The sequence below is a fragment of the Streptomyces sp. NPDC104226 genome, assembly GCF_055584085.1.
On sequence record NZ_JBVJMS010000013.1, the window covers coordinates 237,822 to 253,836 of the forward strand.

Consider the following 16,015-nt stretch of genomic DNA (forward strand, 5'->3'; position numbering starts at 1 on the left):
GGCTCCCTAGAAGAAGGTCGGTGTGCGGTGCGTGCGCAGCCCGTCGAGGGCCACGGCGACGAGTACGTCGACGGGTACGGACGCGGTCCGCCGGGCCACGGCGGAGCCGAGGGTGTCGAGGAGCAGCCCGGCGCACAGGTCCGCCGGCAGGTCCTGCCGTACGGTGCCCTCGCGGCCGGCGTCGCGCAGCAGATCGGCCACGCGGCTCTCGATGTCCGTACGAGGGCCCCGGGGGGACCGGCCGTCCGGACCCAGCAGCAGCTGGAGGTACGGGAGTTCGTCGTCCGGCCGGTCGGGCACGGAGCGGACGAACGCTTCCAGACGGCCGAACGCGGTGTCGTCCGGCCCGGTCCGGGCGCTGTCGTCCAGGGCGTCCAGGAGCAGCCGGTGGGCCCGGCCGACGGCCAGGTCCAGCAGCTCCTCCTTGCTCTGGATGTGGTGGTAGAGGCTGGACTTGCGGATGCCGAGGCGGTCGGCGAGCAGACCCATGCCGGTGGCGGCGAAGCCCTTCTCGTTGAACAGCAGGGCGGCCTCGGCGAGCACCGTCGCCAGGCTGTGGCTCTCGCGGGAGGCCACCGCTCCGGGGCTGGTCACAGGTCCGCGAACGCGCGCTGCGGGTGCTCCACGCAGTCGGCGACGAAGCGGAGGAACCCGCCGGCGGCGCCGCCGTCGCAGACCCGGTGGTCGAAGACGAGGGAGAGCTGGGTGATGCTCCGCAGCTCGATCCGGCCGTCGACGGCCCAGGGGCGCTCCATGATGCGGCCGATGCCGAGGATGCCGGCCTCGGGCGCGTTCAGCAGCATGGAGCTCCCGTCCACACCGAAGACCCCGTAGTTGTTGAGGGTGAAGGTGCCCCCGGTCAGCAGCGCGGGCGGCAGCCCGCCGGAGCGGGCGCGTTCCACGAGCGAGGCGGCCTCCTCGTGCAGCCCGCGGGCGGTGCGTCGGTCGGCGTCCCGGATCACGGGCACGAGCAGCCCCGCATCGGTCTGCGCGGCGATGCCGAGGTGGACCGAGGGGTGGCCGATGATCTCCTCGCCGCGGACCGTGGAGTTGAGTTCGGGGAACTTGCGCAGGCCGGCGACCGTGAACCGGGCCAGCAACGGCAGCAGCCCGATGCCGTCCAGACTCCGCTTGAACTCCAACAGCCGGGTCGCGTCCACATCCACCCAAACGGTGGCAGTGGGAACGGCGGCAGCCAATCCGAGCTTACGAGCAATAGCCCCCCGCACCCCCCGCAACGGCGTCCGCACCTCCCCCCCACCAAACTCCCCCACACCGCGGACCACTCCACCGAAACCGCCCGTGGCGCCGACCGGCCTGCCGGAAGCGCCCGCACCGCCCGCTTGTCCACCGGAGGCGCCCGCGGCGGCGTCCGCCGGACGACCGAAACCCTCCACACCGCCGTCCAGTCCACCGGAAGTGCTCACCCCGGCGGCCGGTCCACCGGAGGCGCCCGCGCCGTTCGCCGGTCCACCGAAACCGTCCGCACCGTCTGCCGGACGACCGGAAGCGCCCGCGGCGCCCGCCGGTCCACCGGAAACGCCTGCGCCACCCACCGGTCCACCGGAAGCGTCCAGGCCGTCCGCAGGGCTGCCGAGGGCGGCCGGGACGGCGGTCAGGGCCTCGGGGGCCTTCCGTGCGGCGGCGGCCCGGCGCAACCCCCGGTCGGCGATGGCGGCGTTGACGTCATGACGGGTGATGACCCCGCCCGGCCCGGTGCCGGACACCTCCCCGAGCACCACCCCGTTGGCCGCGGCCAAGGCCCGTACAACAGGCGAAACAACCCGCGAAGCTTCCACGCCGCCCGCGGCGCCCGCGGCGCCCACGCCCGCGGCATCCATGGCGCCCGCGGCACCTATGGCGCTTGCGCCGCCTGTGCCCGCACTGGCCACGGTGCCCGTGCTGCCTGCGCCCGCGCTGCCCGCAACGGCGCCCACGCCGGCCGCCGCGCCCGCTCGTCGGCGGCGCGTCGCCCCGATGGGCTGGGTCCCGTACCCCACCAGTACCTTGCCCGACCCCTCGTCCGCCGCACCGGCCCCGGCACCGGCACCGGCCCCGGCCACCGAAGCCACCGGCACCGGCCCCGGCACAGACCCCGGCACGGGAACCGGCACGGGAACCGGCACGGGACCCGGAACCGCCCCCGTCACCCGGGCCGCCCCGGCCCCCCGCACCGTCAGCAGCGGCTGCCCCACCTCGAGGCTGCCCCCCTCGGGCGCGTGCAGGACGGCCACCGTCCCGGAGTACGGGCAGGGCACCTCCACCACCGCCTTGGCAGTCTCGACCTCCACCACGGGCTGGTCCACCGCCACCTGCTCGCCCTCGGCCACCAGCCAGCGGACGATCTCGGCCTCGGTCAGCCCCTCGCCCAAGTCAGGGAGGAGGAAGTCGAGGTGCTCCGTGCTCTGCACGGCCGTGCTCATGCGTTCTCCCATTGAAGAGCGTCGACGGTGTCGAGGACCCGGTCCACACCGGGCAGGTGGTGCCGCTCCAGCTTCGGCGGCGGATACGGGATGTCGAAGCCGGTGACCCGGCGGACCGGCGCGTGCAAAGAGTGGAAGCACCGCTCCGCGATGCGAGCACTGATCTCCGACGCGACGCTCGCGAAGCCCGAGGCCTCCGCGATCACCACGGCCCGCCCGGTGCGCCGTACGGAAGCCGCGACCGTCTCCTCGTCGAAGGGCACGAGCGACCGCACGTCGACCACCTCCAGCGAGCGGCCCTCCTTCTCGGCCGCCGCGGCAGCGGCCAGCGCCACCGGCACCGAGGGCCCGTACGCCACGAGCGTCACGTCCGTGCCGGACCGCCGGACCACGGCCCGGCCGATCGGCTCGGTGCGCACCGGCAGCTCCAGCGGCTCCTTGGCCCAGTACAGGCGCTTGGGCTCCAGGAAGACCACCGGGTCCGGGTACTCGATCGCCTCGCGCAGCAGCGAGTACGCATCGGCCGCCGTCGCCGGCGCCACCACCGTCAGGCCGGCGGTGTGCGCGTAGTACGACTCGGAGGAGTCGCTGTGGTGTTCGACGCCGCCGATGCCGCCCGCGTACGGAATGCGGATGACCATCGGCAGGTTCAGCACGCCGCGCGTCCGGTTGCGCATCTTCGCGACGTGTCCCACGACCTGCTCGAAGGCGGGCAGCGCGAACGCGTCGAACTGCATCTCCGCCACCGGCCGGAACCCGTTCATCGCCATCCCGATGGCCATGCCGATGATCCCGGACTCCGCCAGCGGGGTGTCGAAACAGCGGTCCTCACCGAAGGCGTCCTGGAGCCTGTCCGTGATGCGGAAGACCCCGCCCAGCGGGCCCACGTCCTCGCCGAGCACCACCACCGACGGGTCGGCGGCCATCGCGTCGGCCAGCGCGCGGTTGAGCGCCTGGGCCATCGTGGTCCGCGCGCCCGGAGCGGGCCCCACCCCGGTACCGGCGGCTGTCCCCGCCGCACGTGTCACGACTGTCGGCATGGTCATCCCTCCAGCGCCGTCTCGGCGGCCAGCAGCGCCGCCTGATCGGCCAGTTGGGACGAGCCGCCGGTACGGATGTGGTCGAAGAGGGCGTCGGGGGCCGGCGGCGCCGACTGCGGGAGCCGGGCGCGCAGATCGGCCGCGCGCTCGTCGGCCGCCGCCCTGGTGGCCGCGATGTCCTCCTCGGACAGCAGCCCCTCGGCCCGCAGGTAGGTTTCCAGCCGCGCCAGCGGATCCCGCGCCACCCAGCTCTCGGTCACGGCCGCGTCCCGGTAGCGGGACGGGTCGTCGGCACTGGAGTGCGGGTCCATCCGGTAGGTGTGGGCCTCGATCAGAGTCGGCCCGCCGCCGGCGCGCGCCCGCCCGACCGCGACACCGAGCACCGAGAGCAGCGCGGCGGCGTCGTTGCCGTCGACCTGCTCGGAGGGGATGCCGTAGCCGATGCCCTTGTAGGCGAGCGAGGGCGCGACGGACTGCTTCTCCAACGGGACGGAGATCGCGAAGCCGTTGTTCTGGATCAGGAAGACCACGGGGGAGCGGAAGACGGCCGCGAAGTTCAACGCCTCGTGGAAGTCGCCCTCGCTGGTGGCGCCGTCGCCGATCATCACGAGCGCGACGGTGTCCTCGCCGCGCAGCCGGGCCGCGTGCGCGACCCCGACCGCGTGCGGCCCCTGGGTGGCCAGCGGGGTGGCCTGCGGGGCGGTGCGGTGGGCGACGGGGTCGTACCCGCAGTGCCAGTCGCCGCGCATCAGGGTCAGGGTCTCGACCCAGTCGACGCCGCGCGCCTGCACGGCGACGCAGTCGCGGTACGTCGGGAAGAGCCAGTCCCCCTCGGCGAGCGCGAGCGCGGCCGCGATCTGGCAGGCCTCCTGGCCGTGCGAGGAGGGATAGACCGCGAGCTGGCCCTGCTTGGCCAGCGCCGTCGCCTGCTGGTCGAAGCGGCGGCCTTCCACCATCGCCCGGTACGCGCGCAGCAACAGCCCCGGCTCGGGGAACGCGGGTCCCTCCCACGGCCCTTCGGTACGCCTCCCGTCGGCCTCGACGAAGCGCACGGGCCGCTCGGACGGCAGCAGCGGATGACGCACCGAAGCACCCGCGTCGGCCAGGGCCACCGATGCCGACGCCGAAGCCGAAGCCGAAGCCGAAGCCGCAGCCGACGTCGATGCCGCCGACGCCGACACCGGAGCTGGGACCGACACCGACACCGACGCCGACGTGGACGCCGACACCGGAGCCGAAGCCGCAGCCGCAGCCGACGCCGACGTCGCAGCCGCAGCCGCAGCCGCAGCCGCAGCCGAAGGCGACGTCGATGCCGCCGACACCGGAGCGGGGGCCGCAGCCGCAGCCGCCTGCGCCGCCACCTGCGCGGCCGCCTGCGCCGCCGCCCGCGACCTGCTCCGGCGGGTGCGCAGGGCGGAGCTCTGCTTCACCTTCGCCGCCCCGGTCCCGGGCGACCGGGTGTGCTCGATGGTGCTCACGTCTCCCCCTTGTTCCTCAACTGACCTTTCGACCCTGTCAGTCGGGAACACCTCGGGGGGAGGTCGGCCGGCCACCCCGTCGGCCGCCGACGCGGTGCCCCGGCCACACCCCCGGCCACACCCGGCCGCACCCCACACGGGGCACCGCGGGCAGCCGGTACGGCCGCCCCGGCTCAGGCCCCTGAGGCCCGCACGGCGCGGTGGGCCGTCGTACGCCCGGACCGTGCGTGCAGCACGACCGTGTGCCGGTCGCCCTCCCGCCGGATCCGCAGCGTGCGCTCCTCGCTGCGCCCCGCGAGACGGAACTCCTCGCCACCGAGGTGCACCAGCGGAAGCGTCCGCCGCCCCTCGCCCAGCCGCAGTTCGGCCCGGCCGGCGGCCGGGTCCACGGCCAGCTCGGCCGGCAGTCCCCGCCCGCGCTCCAGCAGCGGCGCCGGGTCGTGGCGTACGAGGAAGGACGACGGCAGCTCGAAGGCGAGCGCCACCGCCGGTGACCGCGCCGGGTCCTGCGGCCGGACGGGCCGGTTGAGCAGCACGTCACCGTGCTGGAACCACGGCCGCCAGGCCACCGGGAAGAGCCGCGTCAGCCGCTCGGTGAGCAGCACGTCCAGAGCGAGGTGCACACAGTGCGTCCGGCCGTGGTTGCGCACCTGGTGGGTCCGGCTGAAATCGCCGAACCACAGGTCGCCCGGCCACCACCGGTGCACCTCGCCGTCGAGGAGCAGGAGCGTGTCGTTGTTGGCGTGCACGGGGACGTGCAGCCGCGCGGTGCCCCAGCGGGGGCCGTGCGCGGCCTCGACCCGGCCCACCGCCCCGGACCCGGGTGCCCGGCAGACGAACCGGGCACCGAGCACCGGCGCGGGCACGGCGTTGAGGATGTAGCGGACGTGCGGGAAGCGGTCCAGCACCGGGGCGTCGGTCCGGTCCCCGCCCGCGCCGCCCGGGGTGCGCAGCACCAGCGAGCGCCAGTCGTCGGCGGGCGGCCGGACCTGCTGGAGTTCGGCGGCGAGCCAGCCCGCGTTGAAGGAGACCGAGAGCGGCGCCGCCGCCGTCGGCATCCCGACGACGGCGGCGGCCTCCGGCCCGTCCACCCCGAAAGGGGCGGCCGGCGCCGAAGCGGTCAGCACGGCAGGCTCACAGCACCGAACGGCAAGCTCACAGCACCGGCTCCGCGCCCGCCGCAAACAAACCCCCGGCGAGGCCCGCCACACCCTGAGCCGTGGCCTCGACGTCCAGCACGTGCCGCTCGTCGGGCATCTTGCCGATCAGCTCGGCCGCCCGCGTCGACAGCGGCTGCCCGGCGGCCTCCGCGGACTCCCACAGCTGCAGGGCGCCCCACCGGTTGCGCCCGGGATCGCTGAGCCACACCTTGAGGACCAGCCCGGGATACGCCGACCAGCGCGCCACGGCCTCGTCCTGCAGGAACCCCCGCAGGGACTCGGCGGTCTGCCCGGTCCCGTCCAGGTCCCACCACGCGAGGACGGCCTTCACAGCGTGCCCTCGGCCGCCGCCTGCGCGACGAGCAGTTCCCGGATGAGGCCGCCCACGACGGCCGGCCCGTTGCGGGTGAGCACCGACTCGGCGTGGAACTGCACCGAGGCGAAGTGCGCACCGCGCAGCGCGTGCACCTCGTCCGTCTCGGGGTCGCGGCTGATCTCGACGATGCCGACGTCCTCGACCTCCACCTTGTCCTCGGCCGAGCGCGCCGCGAACGTGTTGTAGAAGCCCACCAGTTCGGGCTGCCCGAAGAGCTGCACGGGCCTCTGCACCCCCTGGTTGGGCGTGTCGCGGCGGGCCAGCTCCAGACCCAGCAGCGTGCTGAGCACCTGGTGGCTCAGGCACACCGCGAAGAACGGCCGCTTCTCGTCGAGCAGCCGCCGTACGGTGCCCCGCAGATGCGCGATCTTCGGGTGCCCGGCCTCCCGCGGGTCGCCCGGCCCCGGACCCATCACGACGAGGTCGTACTCGGCCACGTCGTAGGGCTCGTCGAAGCGGCGTACGGTCACCAGCATCCCCAGCGACCGCAGCTGCTGCTCGATCATCGAGGTGAAGGTGTCCTCGGCGTCGACGACGAGGATCCGCCGGCCCGACAGCACCGGGTCGTGCCCGTCGCGCAGCCGGGCCTCGGCGTCGTCGAACCAGAACCGCGCCACGCCGACGTTGCGGCTCTCCAGCGCGGCCCGGATCTGCGGGTGCTCCGCGAAGCTCCGGCTGCCGCGGTCCTTGAGCGCGCCCAGCAGCGAGGCCGCCTTGGCGCGGGTCTCGGCCACCTCCCCCTCCGGGTCGGAGTGCCGCACGAGCGTGGCGCCGACACCGATCCGGACCTGGCCGGCCGGGTCGATCTCGGCGGTGCGGATGAGGATCGCCGAGTCCATGGTCCGCTCGCCGCCGGCGTCGCGGCCGATCAGCGCGAGCACACCGCTGTAGTAGCCGCGGCCCTGCGGCTCGTACCGGTTGATGACGCGTGCCGCGCTCTCCAGCGGGCTGCCGGTGACGGTCGGGGCGAACAGCGTCTCGTGCAGGATCTCCCGCGGGTCGCGGGTGGTGCGGCCCGAGATGTAGTACTCGGTGTGCGCGAGGCGGGCCATCTCCTTCAGGTGCGGCCCCGTGATGACCCCGCCCGCGTCGCAGATGCGGGCCATCATCTTCAGTTCCTCGTCGACCACCATGTACAGCTCGTCGGCCTCCTTGCGGTCGGCGAGGAAGTCGAGCAGCCCGGGCAGGGCGGGGCCCTGCGGCGGGTAGCGGTAGGTGCCGCTGATGGGGTTCATGACGGCTGTTCCGCCGCTGAGGCTCACATGGCGCTCGGGGCTGGCGCCGACCAGGGTGCGCCCGCCCGTGTGGACGATGAAGGTCCAGTACGCCCCGGACTCGGCACGCAGCAGCTTGCGGTAGAAGGAGAGCGCGCTGCGCGTCGAGTAGTCGGAGATGTCGGCCACGAACGAGCGGCGGATGACGAAGTTCGCGCCCTCGCCGCGCCCGATCTCGTCCGTGATGATCCGGCGCACGGTGTCGGCGTACACCTCGTCGCTGACGTCGAAATCTCCCTCCGACACCTCCAGCGGCAGGTCGGGCAGCAGCTTCAGCGCCGTGGACAGCGGTACGTCCACCTGCTCCGTGACGCGCAGCGACAGCAGCGGGGCACCGTCGTCGGGCGCCTGGAAACCCCGCTCGGCGAGCTGCCGGTAGGGGATGAGGGTCAGGACCTCGTGGCCCGGGCCGGACCCGGAACCGTCCTCGGCCAGCGGGATGCCGGCCAGGCTGTCGGACTCCACCACCTCGCCGGTGAGCACCTCCAGCCGGTCGGGGCCGCCCGCTTCGGGGCGGTGCAGCAGGGCGAAGGCCGGCGGGTCCTCGCCCGTGAGGCGGGCGAGCAGGCCGGCGGCGAAGTCGTGCACTTCGGTCATGTGGTGATCTCCTTGGCGGTGGTGACCGCGGCGCAGCGCTGGGCCGCGTACCCCAGGGCCATCCAGTGCTCCTCCTCGGAGAAGTCGGCTATGGCGTCGGCGACGAGGAAGGGCTGGATGTCGTGGGTGAACGCGTCCAGCGCGCTCGCCAGTACGCCCACGTGCGCGTAGACCCCGACGATGATGAGCTGGTCGCGGCCCTGCGCATGCATCCGGTCGAGCAGGTCGGTACGGAAGAAGGCGCTGTAGCGCCATTTGGTGAGCACCTGGTCGCCCGGGCGCGGAGCGATCGGCTCCACGACATCCCGGTCGGCCGGGTCGGTGCGCATGCCGGGGCCCCAGAAGTCGCGCAGCAGACCGCGGTCCTGGTCGGACATGCCTCCCGGCTGCGCCGTGTAGTACGTCGGCACGCCGCGGGCGGCACACCACTCGCGCACCTCCACGGCGTTGCCCACGACGTGCTCGCGCAGCGGACTGGGCAGCGGGTTGAGGAAGTACCGCTGCATGTCGTGGATCAGCAGCACGGCGCGGTCCGGGTCCACCGACCAGTCGGCGGTGTTCTCGGGCAGGTCACCCGTGGTCGGCAACGCATAGGAGGTGATGGTCGGGATCCCGGACATGACGTCCTCTCAGGGCTGTACGGACTCGGATCAGGCGCCGAGCGAGGCGCCGCCGTCGACGGTGAGGACGTGCAGCGTGATCTGCTCCGCCTCGTCGGACAGGAGGAAGGCAACGGCGTCGGCGATGTTGTCGGGCTGGGCGATGCGGCCCAGCGGGATGCCGTTGCGGAAGGTCTCGGGGTTGCCCTCGAGGGTGCCCCGCGATGCCGACTCGTCGGGCCACATGGACCGCAGCATCGGGGTGTCGGTGGAGCCGGGGGCCACGATGTTGCAGCGGATCCCGTGCCGGGCGACCTCCAGGCCCAGCGACTTCGTGAACATGGCCGCCGCCGCCTTGGAAGCGGCGTACGCGGCCATGTCGGCGCGCGGCGTCGCCGCCGCGTTGGAGGCCACCGTGACCAGCGACCCCTGGTTGCGCTGCAGCATGCGCCGGGTCACGGCACGGGACAGGTGGAAGACCCCGTCCACGTTGACCCGGAAGGTGGTCTGCCAGTCCTCGTCCTCGAAGTCGACGACCCTGCCCAGCCGCAGCACGCCGGCCGAGTTGACGAGGTACTCGATGGGACCGAGCTCCTCCTCGACGCGTTCCACGACCTCGTCGATGGTCCGGCTCGAGGTCACGTCGGCGGGGTACGCCGTCACCCGCAGGGTGTCGCCCGGCGGTGGTCCGAGCTCCTCGTAGAGTTCCTCGTTGAGCTCCTTGACGCTCACGCTCAGGTGTTCCGGATCCCGGTCCACCGCGGCGACGAGCGCCCCGGACCGGGCCAGGCGGCGGACGACGCTGCGCCCGATGCCTCCTGCCGCGCCGGTGACGACGGCGACCTTGTCCTGCATCCTGCCCCTCCATTGATATCGCTCCCGCCGTCCGGGAACGTCCCGGCCCGGCAGGGCCGTTGCCGCGGCGCCCGCGCTGTCAGGCTCCGGGCGTCACTTCTGCCAGGCCGTGACGACGCCGATGGCCTGCGAAGGATTGAGCCGCGGGTCGCAGAGCGTGGTGGACGCGGCGCCCGCGCCGCACACCTCGTACCCCTCCGAAACGCATTCGGTGACGTGCTCGGGAGTGGTCTCCAGGTGCAGTCCGCCCGCGACGCCGCCGGCCGCCTCCACGGCGAACTGGAATGCCTGCACCTCGCGTTCCAGCGTCGCCACGAAGCGCGTCTTGTGGCCCTCGGGCGTGGGCACGGTGTTCCCGTGCATCGGGTCCGTCAGCCAGATCACCGGGTGCCCGGCCGCCCGTACGGCGTCCACCAGCGGCGGCAGCTTGTCCACGACGGCCTCGGCGCCCATCCGGGCGATCAGGGTGAGCCGCCCGGGCTCGCGGTCCGGGTCGAGGGTGCGGCACAGCGTCAGCAGCTCCTCCACGCTCATGGACGGCCCCACCTTGCAGGCGACCGGGTTGGAGACCTCGGCCAGCAGCGCGACGTGGGCGCCGTCGCTCTGGCGGGTCCGCTCGCCGATCCACGGGAAGTGCGTCGAGGCGAGGTAGGTCCCGCCGTCGCCGTCCTCGCGCAGCTGCGGCAGCTCGTAGTCGAGCAGCAGCGCCTCGTGGCTCGTCCACACGGAGGGCTCCAGGGCCGGCTCCGGGGCGCCCGACCAGCCCAGGTGCCGGGTGATCTCGCTGGCGGCCATGTAACCGGTCAGCATCCGCAGCGGGTCCGGCCGGCGCGAGTCCTCGTCCGCCTCCGGGGCGTTGACCAGGTGCCCGCGGTACACGGGCAGCTCGACCCCGTCGACGGTCTCCGTCGCGTTCGAGCGCGGCTTGGCGAACTGTCCCGCGATGCGCCCGACGCGCACCACCGGCTTGTGGCTGATCATCTTCAGCGCGCCCGCCAGCAGGTCCAGGACGGCCGTCTTGCGGTGCACGTCGCGCGCGGTGCTCTCGTCCGGGTCCTCGGCGCAGTCACCGGACTGGATGATCAGCGCCTCGCCGCGGGCGACCTGGGCGAGGGCCGCGCGCAGGGTGCGCACGTCCTCGGCACGGACCAGCGGCGGCCGGCCGGCCAGCTCCCGGCGCACGCGCGCGACCTGGGCCGCGTCGTCCCAGTCGGGCTGCTGCCGAGCCGGCTTGAGTCCGATGTCGAGCAGTGCGTTCTCCACGGGTTTCTCCCTGGTGGTGTCGTTGGTGGTGTCGTTCACGTCAGACTCCCCGGGGGATCCGGGAGGCCGCATCGGCGAGGGCTCCGGCGAACCAGGTGGTACGGGCCGCCTGGAACCGCACGGCGGCGAGGCTGTCCTCGCCGACGCTCCCGGGCCGCTCGCCGGAGGCGGCGTGGGTGCCGTAGGGGTTGCCGTTGCCGGGCAGGTACAGCACGGGGTGCGCGGAGCCCATCGGGATCACGGCCGCCCCCCAGTGGCAGAACACGCCGTGCAGCGACTGGATGGTGTGCTCCAGCCCGCCGTTGCGCGAGGACCCGGCGACGAAGGCGGAAGCCGCCTTGTGCACGAAGACCCCGTCGTGCGACAGGTCGGGGGTACCGTTCACGAACTCCATCAGAGGCGCGGCCGGAACCCCCCAATGACAAGGACTGCCGAGGAGGATCCCGTCGGCCCAGGCCAGGTCCTCGGCCGTGGCATCAGGAGTCCCCGGCGCCCGCCCGCCCTCGGGCGTCCCCGGCACGGCCCGCAGCCGCACCTCCGCCCCCGCCTCGAGCGCCGCGGAAGCCGCCTCTTCCGCCAGACGACGCACCGTACCGGTGGCCGAGTAGTAGACGACGGCGACAGAGGTCATCCCAAGAGCTCCTCAACAAAATCCACGAACGATGAAGTCCTCCCGATCGTGTCCAAACCGCGAACCCCGTCCAATGCCCTCCACACCGATCCGTCAAGTACCCCACCCAGTGCGTCACCTCGCCCCACCCCCCACAAGCCGCCTGCCACCGGACCTGCGCAACCACCAGCCCCCTGACCTGACGTCTACGCAGCTCCCCTGAACACCCCGACGACGGTGCTCACTCGCCGAATACCGCGCAGCTCCGCTGACCCCCGACAGTTCTTGCGACGGGGAGTCCTGAGGTCCGCATGGGAGCCTGCGTTCCAGAGTCGATCCGGACTCCAGAATGAAGCAGCCTGTTGAGGCTGGCATGATCGGGGCATGTTGCGTGTTGTTGAGTTCTTTGTGGCTGCGGATGACGGGGCTTCCGCTGTCGTGGGGCCGAGGCGTCGGGGTCATGGGTTTCCGGCGTTCGGGTGTGCGGATTTCTTTCCCGATGAGGCGGTGGAGGACTGGGAGATTCTCCTCCTCGGGGGTGTGGCCTCGGACTCGCGTGTTGTGGTGCCGATGACGTGTGGCGGTTTTATGGTGTTCGAGGTCCCAGGGAGACTGTGTTCGGCGTTGGCGGCGGCGAGTAGGGGCCGGCTTGCCGAGGTTGCGACCCGGTGGGTCGAGCTTGCCGAGGCGAAGGACGGGGCGCCGGCAGAGATGGCGGTTGAGGTCCTCACAGAGGTAGCTGGCCTGGCTCGTACAGCAGAGGATCTGGGCCAGTCCTTGTACTGCTGGTACTTCGCACCTTGAGCCGGGAGTCTGAGTGACTGAGTTTGTTGAGAATCCGTGGACTCCTGCGCATCAGGCGGTGGAGTCGGGTGATCACGCGGAGCTGACTCGTCTCCTTGACGCGGGGGTGGATCCGGAAGAGGTTTGTTGCGGGATGACGCTCCTGCTTCACGCGATCGATGTGGAAGGGGACGGGGCTCTCCAGTCCGGTGAGCCGCTCGATTCGGCGCTCACCGCGATCCTCCTGGCCTACGGGGCCGACCCCACTGCAACACCTGACGGTGAGACTCCGCGGGAGTTGGCGGTCTCCTACAACCACGACATGGCAGTCAGGCTCCTGGATCAGCACACGGCACCCCTCGAGGTTCCTGCTGCTGGCCTGCGGCGATGGTTTTGGCCCTGGTAGTGGACGGAGAGGCTGAGGGAAAGCCTCGGGATCCTTAACTCAGGCCAGGTTGGAACGACAGGGCGTCTGTGTTGCCTGGCAGTCAGGGGCGTCGGTAGAACGACGGGTCTACGCCGGGTTCTGGTTTTCGGCTGAGGGTGACGTAGATAGGGAACTCCTCGGGCCCTACTTGTAGGGCGAGCCATTGATCGAGGTCGTGGATGGCGTATCGATGGAGGTATTGGATGAAGAGTTCTATCTCGTCGTTCGATAGTGGCTCGTCGTGCTTCTCGTTGCGCATGGCTACATGATCGCGGGTCTGGAAGACTGCGTGTACGGCGCCTCCCGTAGGTCGGTCGGGTCAAGAAGTGGTGTGGGTGCCAGCCGCACGCGTGGCATACGTTCGATGCCTTCGCGAACCTCCCCGGATCTATGACAAACCGAAGGCTCGTACCCCGTGAAGCGGGGTTGGATGAGTGCCGTGCGGTTTCGCTGGCCGATTGGCCGATTGGCCGATTGGGTAAGAGGGAGTGTTCGTGGAGTTTGAGGCCGGGATCTATCAGGTCAGGGCCACCGATGTGGAGTCGCTCCTGAGCGGTTGGGCCGATTCCGGGGTACGGGTCTTCAGCGTGGACACCGGTGACGTGGTGGAGCAGGCCGAGCTCATCCAGTCCCTCGCCAGGGTGCTGCCGACGGAGCCGCCGGCGCGTGGTCAGAGCTGGGATGCCTTCGAGGATTCGCTATGGGAAGGCATCTTCCAGCTGAAGGAGGCCCGTGTGGCGATCGCACTGCGGGGAGAGCATTGGACGAAGCAGCCCTACGGGGGCGTGCAGACGGTGCTGGACATTCTTCAGGACGTGGTGATGGTGCTGGGAGACGAGAAGGCGACGATGGGCAGGCCGACGGAGCTGCGTGTCCTGCTTGCCGGCAACGACTGACCAGCTGCCCTTCGCTGCTGCCAGCGGGGTCCGCGGAGCGGTCCCTGGTCCTGGAGGCGAAGCCGGAGGGACTTGGGGTGGGAGCGAAGCGGACACTCCAACGGGCCGTAGGCCCGGACCCCGTGAAACGGGGTCAGCTCCGGGGGAGCGAAGCGGACCCGGAGCAGGTCCGAAGCGAAGCGCAGGACCCCGGCCGAAGGCCGGCCATCTCGCTCGGAGCGAAGCGGAGCGCCATGCCCGAAGGGCCCCGGCCGAGCGCAGCGAGGCCGTTCAGGAACTCGCTCCGGGGGACGGTCTGGGTCGGTACCTGTCTTCCCGGCCGGACAACGACGGTCCGGCCGATCCTGGAGTGATGGTCTGGGAAGGCGCCGTGTGCCAGTCTGGGTTTCGCGGTCGAGTCACTGGGGGGCGCATGGCTGGCGAGGGTTACGAGGGACGGGTCATCGCGGGGCGCTACCGGCTGGTGAGCGAGCTGGGATCCGGCGGTTTCGGTGAGGTGTGGAAGGCTCGGGACGAGAACCTCCGCGTGGACGTGGCGTTGAAGGTGGTCTCGCTGGCGCAGGCCGGAACGCCCGTGGAACGGGCTGAGCGGCTGATGCGCGCGGAGCGTGAGTCACGGCACGCCGCCCAGTTACGCACGCACCCGAACGTGGTGGCGGTCCACGATGTGGTGGTGGAGGAAGGTATTCCGTGGATGGTCATGGAGCTGGTCTCTGGACGTTCCCTGGAACAGGCGATACGGGCTGAGGGCCTGATATCCGTGGAGCGCGCCGAACGCATCGCGGAAGCCGTACTGGAAGCCCTGCGGGCGGCGCATGCGATGGGGATCGTGCACCGGGACGTGAAGCCGGCAAATATCCTCCTGGCCGGTGACGGACGCGTCCTGCTCGCCGACTTCGGCATCGCGGTCCGCGACAGCGATACGAAGCTGACCGGCACAGGGTTGGTCATAGGCTCGATGGAGTACATCGCCCCGGAACGGGCTGAAGGCGAGGAGGGCGGACCTGCGAGCGACCTCTTCTCGCTCGGTGTCACCCTCTATCAGGCGGTGGAGGGCTTTTCTCCCTTCAAACGGGCGAGCGTCTCGGCCTCCCTGCGAGCGGTCCTGGCCCATGATCCCGCACCTTTGCCGCACCCGGGACCGCTGGCCCAGCTCGTCATGAGGCTGTTGGCGAAGGATCCGGCCAACCGACCCACGGCCGAGGCCGCCCTGGGTATGCTCCGCACCCGTGTGCCGATGCCCACTGCGGTTACCGAACCCCTCTTCACCGCTGATCCGCCGCAACCGCCGGGGTCCCAGTCGTCACAGGCGCAGCGGGTGGTTGCCGCGGTCTTCGGGGTGGTCTGCATCGGCATGAGCATCGCCCTGGCCGTGGGCTTCGGGTTCTTCCCGAACGCCGCCGACCTGGCCGATCCCACGGTCGGATTCCCCACTATCGGCATGTTGTCTGTCTTCGTCTTGGGCTGCAACTGGATCGGTTTCTTAGCCCTGAGCGACTCGATCATCCCGAAGCGGGCCGCCTTCGGACTCGCGAGGTACGGCGGTGGTGCCCTCATGCTGCTGGCCGTTGCCGGCGCCTCACAATGGGCCGACTTCACCGTCCTCTAGTGTGAATGAGTGCGGCGGTGGCACCGGGTGGGCGTCAACGAGGACGGGTGGGCTGTCCCTGTTTGTGGGCCCAGCATTAGTGATCATGGCCGTCATGAGGTGATCAAGCTGCTTGCCGTCAGGCGCCTAGCACGAGGACAGATGGCTGCCACGGGCCTGCCTTGTTCACAGGCCCGCTGCCGCCTATACGAGGAACCTCGGCAGCAGCCCCTCTGCTGCAAGCTGCCCGCGGAGCGGGCTGATCCTGGAGGCGGAGCCGGAAGGACCCTGGTGGGGGAGCGAAGCGGACCCACCCAACGGGTTGAAGGCCTGAACCCCGTGAAACGGGGTCACCCAGGTTCACGGAGTGAACCGTTTGGAGACCGAGCGAAGCGAGGCCCCCGGACGGTCCGGAGCGAAGCGCAGGACCCCGGCCCGAAGGGCCCGCTATAGCTCGGAGCGAAGCGGAGAGCTGGGCCCGAAGGGCCCGGCCGAGCGTAGCGAGGCCGATCGGTCCTGAGCGCGTAGCGCTCAGGTACCCGCTCCCGAAGGGAGCGGGCCCTAGCTCCGCGAAGCGGAGCTCCCCCAAGCGCAGCGAGGGGGTCCCTCTCCTAAGCGCGCAGCGCTTAGGCACCCGCTCCGCGGG

General features: G+C 71.6%; 15 protein-coding genes. 3 read left to right on the forward strand and 12 right to left on the reverse strand.

Going from position 1 to position 16,015, the window contains the following annotated elements; translation table 11 throughout:
• Window positions 1-6 precede the first annotated feature (6 nt).
• From ACZ60J_RS34425 to ACZ60J_RS34475, 11 genes are all read right to left on the reverse strand, one after another.
• On the reverse strand, window positions 7-594 hold the full coding sequence (locus tag ACZ60J_RS34425; RefSeq protein WP_469688043.1) for a TetR/AcrR family transcriptional regulator: 588 nt from the start codon (window positions 592-594) through the stop codon (window positions 7-9).
• On the reverse strand, window positions 591-2,423 hold the full coding sequence (locus ACZ60J_RS34430) for a dihydrolipoamide acetyltransferase family protein (protein WP_469688045.1): 1,833 nt from the start codon (window positions 2,421-2,423) through the stop codon (window positions 591-593). Before ACZ60J_RS34430 ends, ACZ60J_RS34425 begins: the two co-directional genes overlap by 4 nt.
• Window positions 2,420-3,463: an alpha-ketoacid dehydrogenase subunit beta gene (locus ACZ60J_RS34435; protein WP_469688046.1), complete on the reverse strand. Its 1,044-nt coding sequence runs from the start codon at window positions 3,461-3,463 to the stop codon at window positions 2,420-2,422. Before ACZ60J_RS34435 ends, ACZ60J_RS34430 begins: the two co-directional genes overlap by 4 nt.
• Window positions 3,464-3,465: 2 nt before the next feature.
• Window positions 3,466-4,569 carry a thiamine pyrophosphate-dependent enzyme gene (locus ACZ60J_RS34440; RefSeq protein ID WP_469688082.1) on the reverse strand — a complete coding sequence of 368 codons (1,104 nt, stop codon included), beginning with the start codon at window positions 4,567-4,569 and terminating at the stop codon, window positions 3,466-3,468.
• Between the two features lie 545 nt (window positions 4,570-5,114).
• The gene (locus tag ACZ60J_RS34445) at window positions 5,115-6,068 is read right to left on the reverse strand and encodes an aspartyl/asparaginyl beta-hydroxylase domain-containing protein (RefSeq protein ID WP_469688048.1); all 954 of its coding nucleotides are present in this window, start codon (window positions 6,066-6,068) and stop codon (window positions 5,115-5,117) included.
• 28 nt (window positions 6,069-6,096) lie between these two features.
• A complete protein-coding gene (locus ACZ60J_RS34450; RefSeq protein WP_469688050.1) occupies window positions 6,097-6,432 on the reverse strand; it encodes a hypothetical protein in 336 nt (111 codons plus the stop codon).
• Window positions 6,429-8,348, reverse strand: coding sequence for an anthranilate synthase family protein (locus ACZ60J_RS34455; RefSeq protein WP_469688052.1), 1,920 nt, complete (start codon window positions 8,346-8,348; stop codon window positions 6,429-6,431). Before ACZ60J_RS34455 ends, ACZ60J_RS34450 begins: the two co-directional genes overlap by 4 nt.
• Window positions 8,345-8,968, reverse strand: a complete 624-nt coding sequence (locus tag ACZ60J_RS34460) for an isochorismatase family protein (protein WP_469688054.1) — start codon at window positions 8,966-8,968, stop codon at window positions 8,345-8,347. The genes ACZ60J_RS34455 and ACZ60J_RS34460 overlap by 4 nt, the downstream gene beginning before the upstream one ends.
• Before the next feature lie 30 nt (window positions 8,969-8,998).
• Entirely contained in the window at window positions 8,999-9,802 is an 804-nt protein-coding gene (locus ACZ60J_RS34465) for a 2,3-dihydro-2,3-dihydroxybenzoate dehydrogenase (RefSeq protein ID WP_469688056.1), read from the reverse strand.
• A gap of 93 nt (window positions 9,803-9,895) precedes the next feature.
• Entirely contained in the window at window positions 9,896-11,065 is a 1,170-nt protein-coding gene (locus tag ACZ60J_RS34470; protein WP_469688084.1) for a 3-deoxy-7-phosphoheptulonate synthase, read from the reverse strand.
• Between the two features lie 40 nt (window positions 11,066-11,105).
• On the reverse strand, window positions 11,106-11,696 hold the full coding sequence (locus ACZ60J_RS34475; protein ID WP_469688058.1) for a flavodoxin family protein: 591 nt from the start codon (window positions 11,694-11,696) through the stop codon (window positions 11,106-11,108).
• A 363-nt stretch (window positions 11,697-12,059) separates the two neighbouring features.
• Here ACZ60J_RS34475 and ACZ60J_RS34480 point away from each other — a divergent pair, with 363 nt between their 5' ends.
• Window positions 12,060-12,479 carry a hypothetical protein gene (locus tag ACZ60J_RS34480; RefSeq protein ID WP_469688060.1) on the forward strand — a complete coding sequence of 140 codons (420 nt, stop codon included), beginning with the start codon at window positions 12,060-12,062 and terminating at the stop codon, window positions 12,477-12,479.
• Between the two features lie 467 nt (window positions 12,480-12,946).
• On the opposite strand, the gene ACZ60J_RS34485 is transcribed toward ACZ60J_RS34480, so the two are convergent.
• Window positions 12,947-13,144 carry a hypothetical protein gene (locus ACZ60J_RS34485; RefSeq protein WP_469688062.1) on the reverse strand — a complete coding sequence of 66 codons (198 nt, stop codon included), beginning with the start codon at window positions 13,142-13,144 and terminating at the stop codon, window positions 12,947-12,949.
• Between the two features lie 235 nt (window positions 13,145-13,379).
• Between ACZ60J_RS34485 and ACZ60J_RS34490 the strand changes: the two genes are divergently transcribed.
• Window positions 13,380-13,781, forward strand: coding sequence for a barstar family protein (locus ACZ60J_RS34490; RefSeq protein WP_469688064.1), 402 nt, complete (start codon window positions 13,380-13,382; stop codon window positions 13,779-13,781).
• A 412-nt stretch (window positions 13,782-14,193) separates the two neighbouring features.
• Window positions 14,194-15,390: a serine/threonine-protein kinase gene (locus ACZ60J_RS34495; RefSeq protein WP_469688066.1), complete on the forward strand. Its 1,197-nt coding sequence runs from the start codon at window positions 14,194-14,196 to the stop codon at window positions 15,388-15,390.
• The last annotated feature ends 625 nt before the right edge of the window (window positions 15,391-16,015 follow it).

Bases quoted from the DNA above. Each gene is read 5' to 3' on its own strand.
- ACZ60J_RS34430 (WP_469688045.1), bottom strand. From the start codon at position 2,423: ATGAGCACGGCCGTGCAGAGCACGGAGCACCTCGACTTCCTCCTCCCT.
- ACZ60J_RS34435 (WP_469688046.1), bottom strand. From the start codon at position 3,463: ATGCCGACAGTCGTGACACGTGCGGCGGGGACAGCCGCCGGTACCGGG.
- ACZ60J_RS34455 (WP_469688052.1), bottom strand. From the start codon at position 8,348: ATGACCGAAGTGCACGACTTCGCCGCCGGCCTGCTCGCCCGCCTCACG.
- ACZ60J_RS34460 (WP_469688054.1), bottom strand. From the start codon at position 8,968: ATGTCCGGGATCCCGACCATCACCTCCTATGCGTTGCCGACCACGGGT.
- ACZ60J_RS34465 (WP_469688056.1), bottom strand. From the start codon at position 9,802: ATGCAGGACAAGGTCGCCGTCGTCACCGGCGCGGCAGGAGGCATCGGG.
- ACZ60J_RS34475 (WP_469688058.1), bottom strand. From the start codon at position 11,696: ATGACCTCTGTCGCCGTCGTCTACTACTCGGCCACCGGTACGGTGCGT.
- ACZ60J_RS34480 (WP_469688060.1), top strand. From the start codon at position 12,060: ATGTTGCGTGTTGTTGAGTTCTTTGTGGCTGCGGATGACGGGGCTTCC.
- ACZ60J_RS34485 (WP_469688062.1), bottom strand. From the start codon at position 13,144: ATGCGCAACGAGAAGCACGACGAGCCACTATCGAACGACGAGATAGAA.
- ACZ60J_RS34495 (WP_469688066.1), top strand. From the start codon at position 14,194: ATGGCTGGCGAGGGTTACGAGGGACGGGTCATCGCGGGGCGCTACCGG.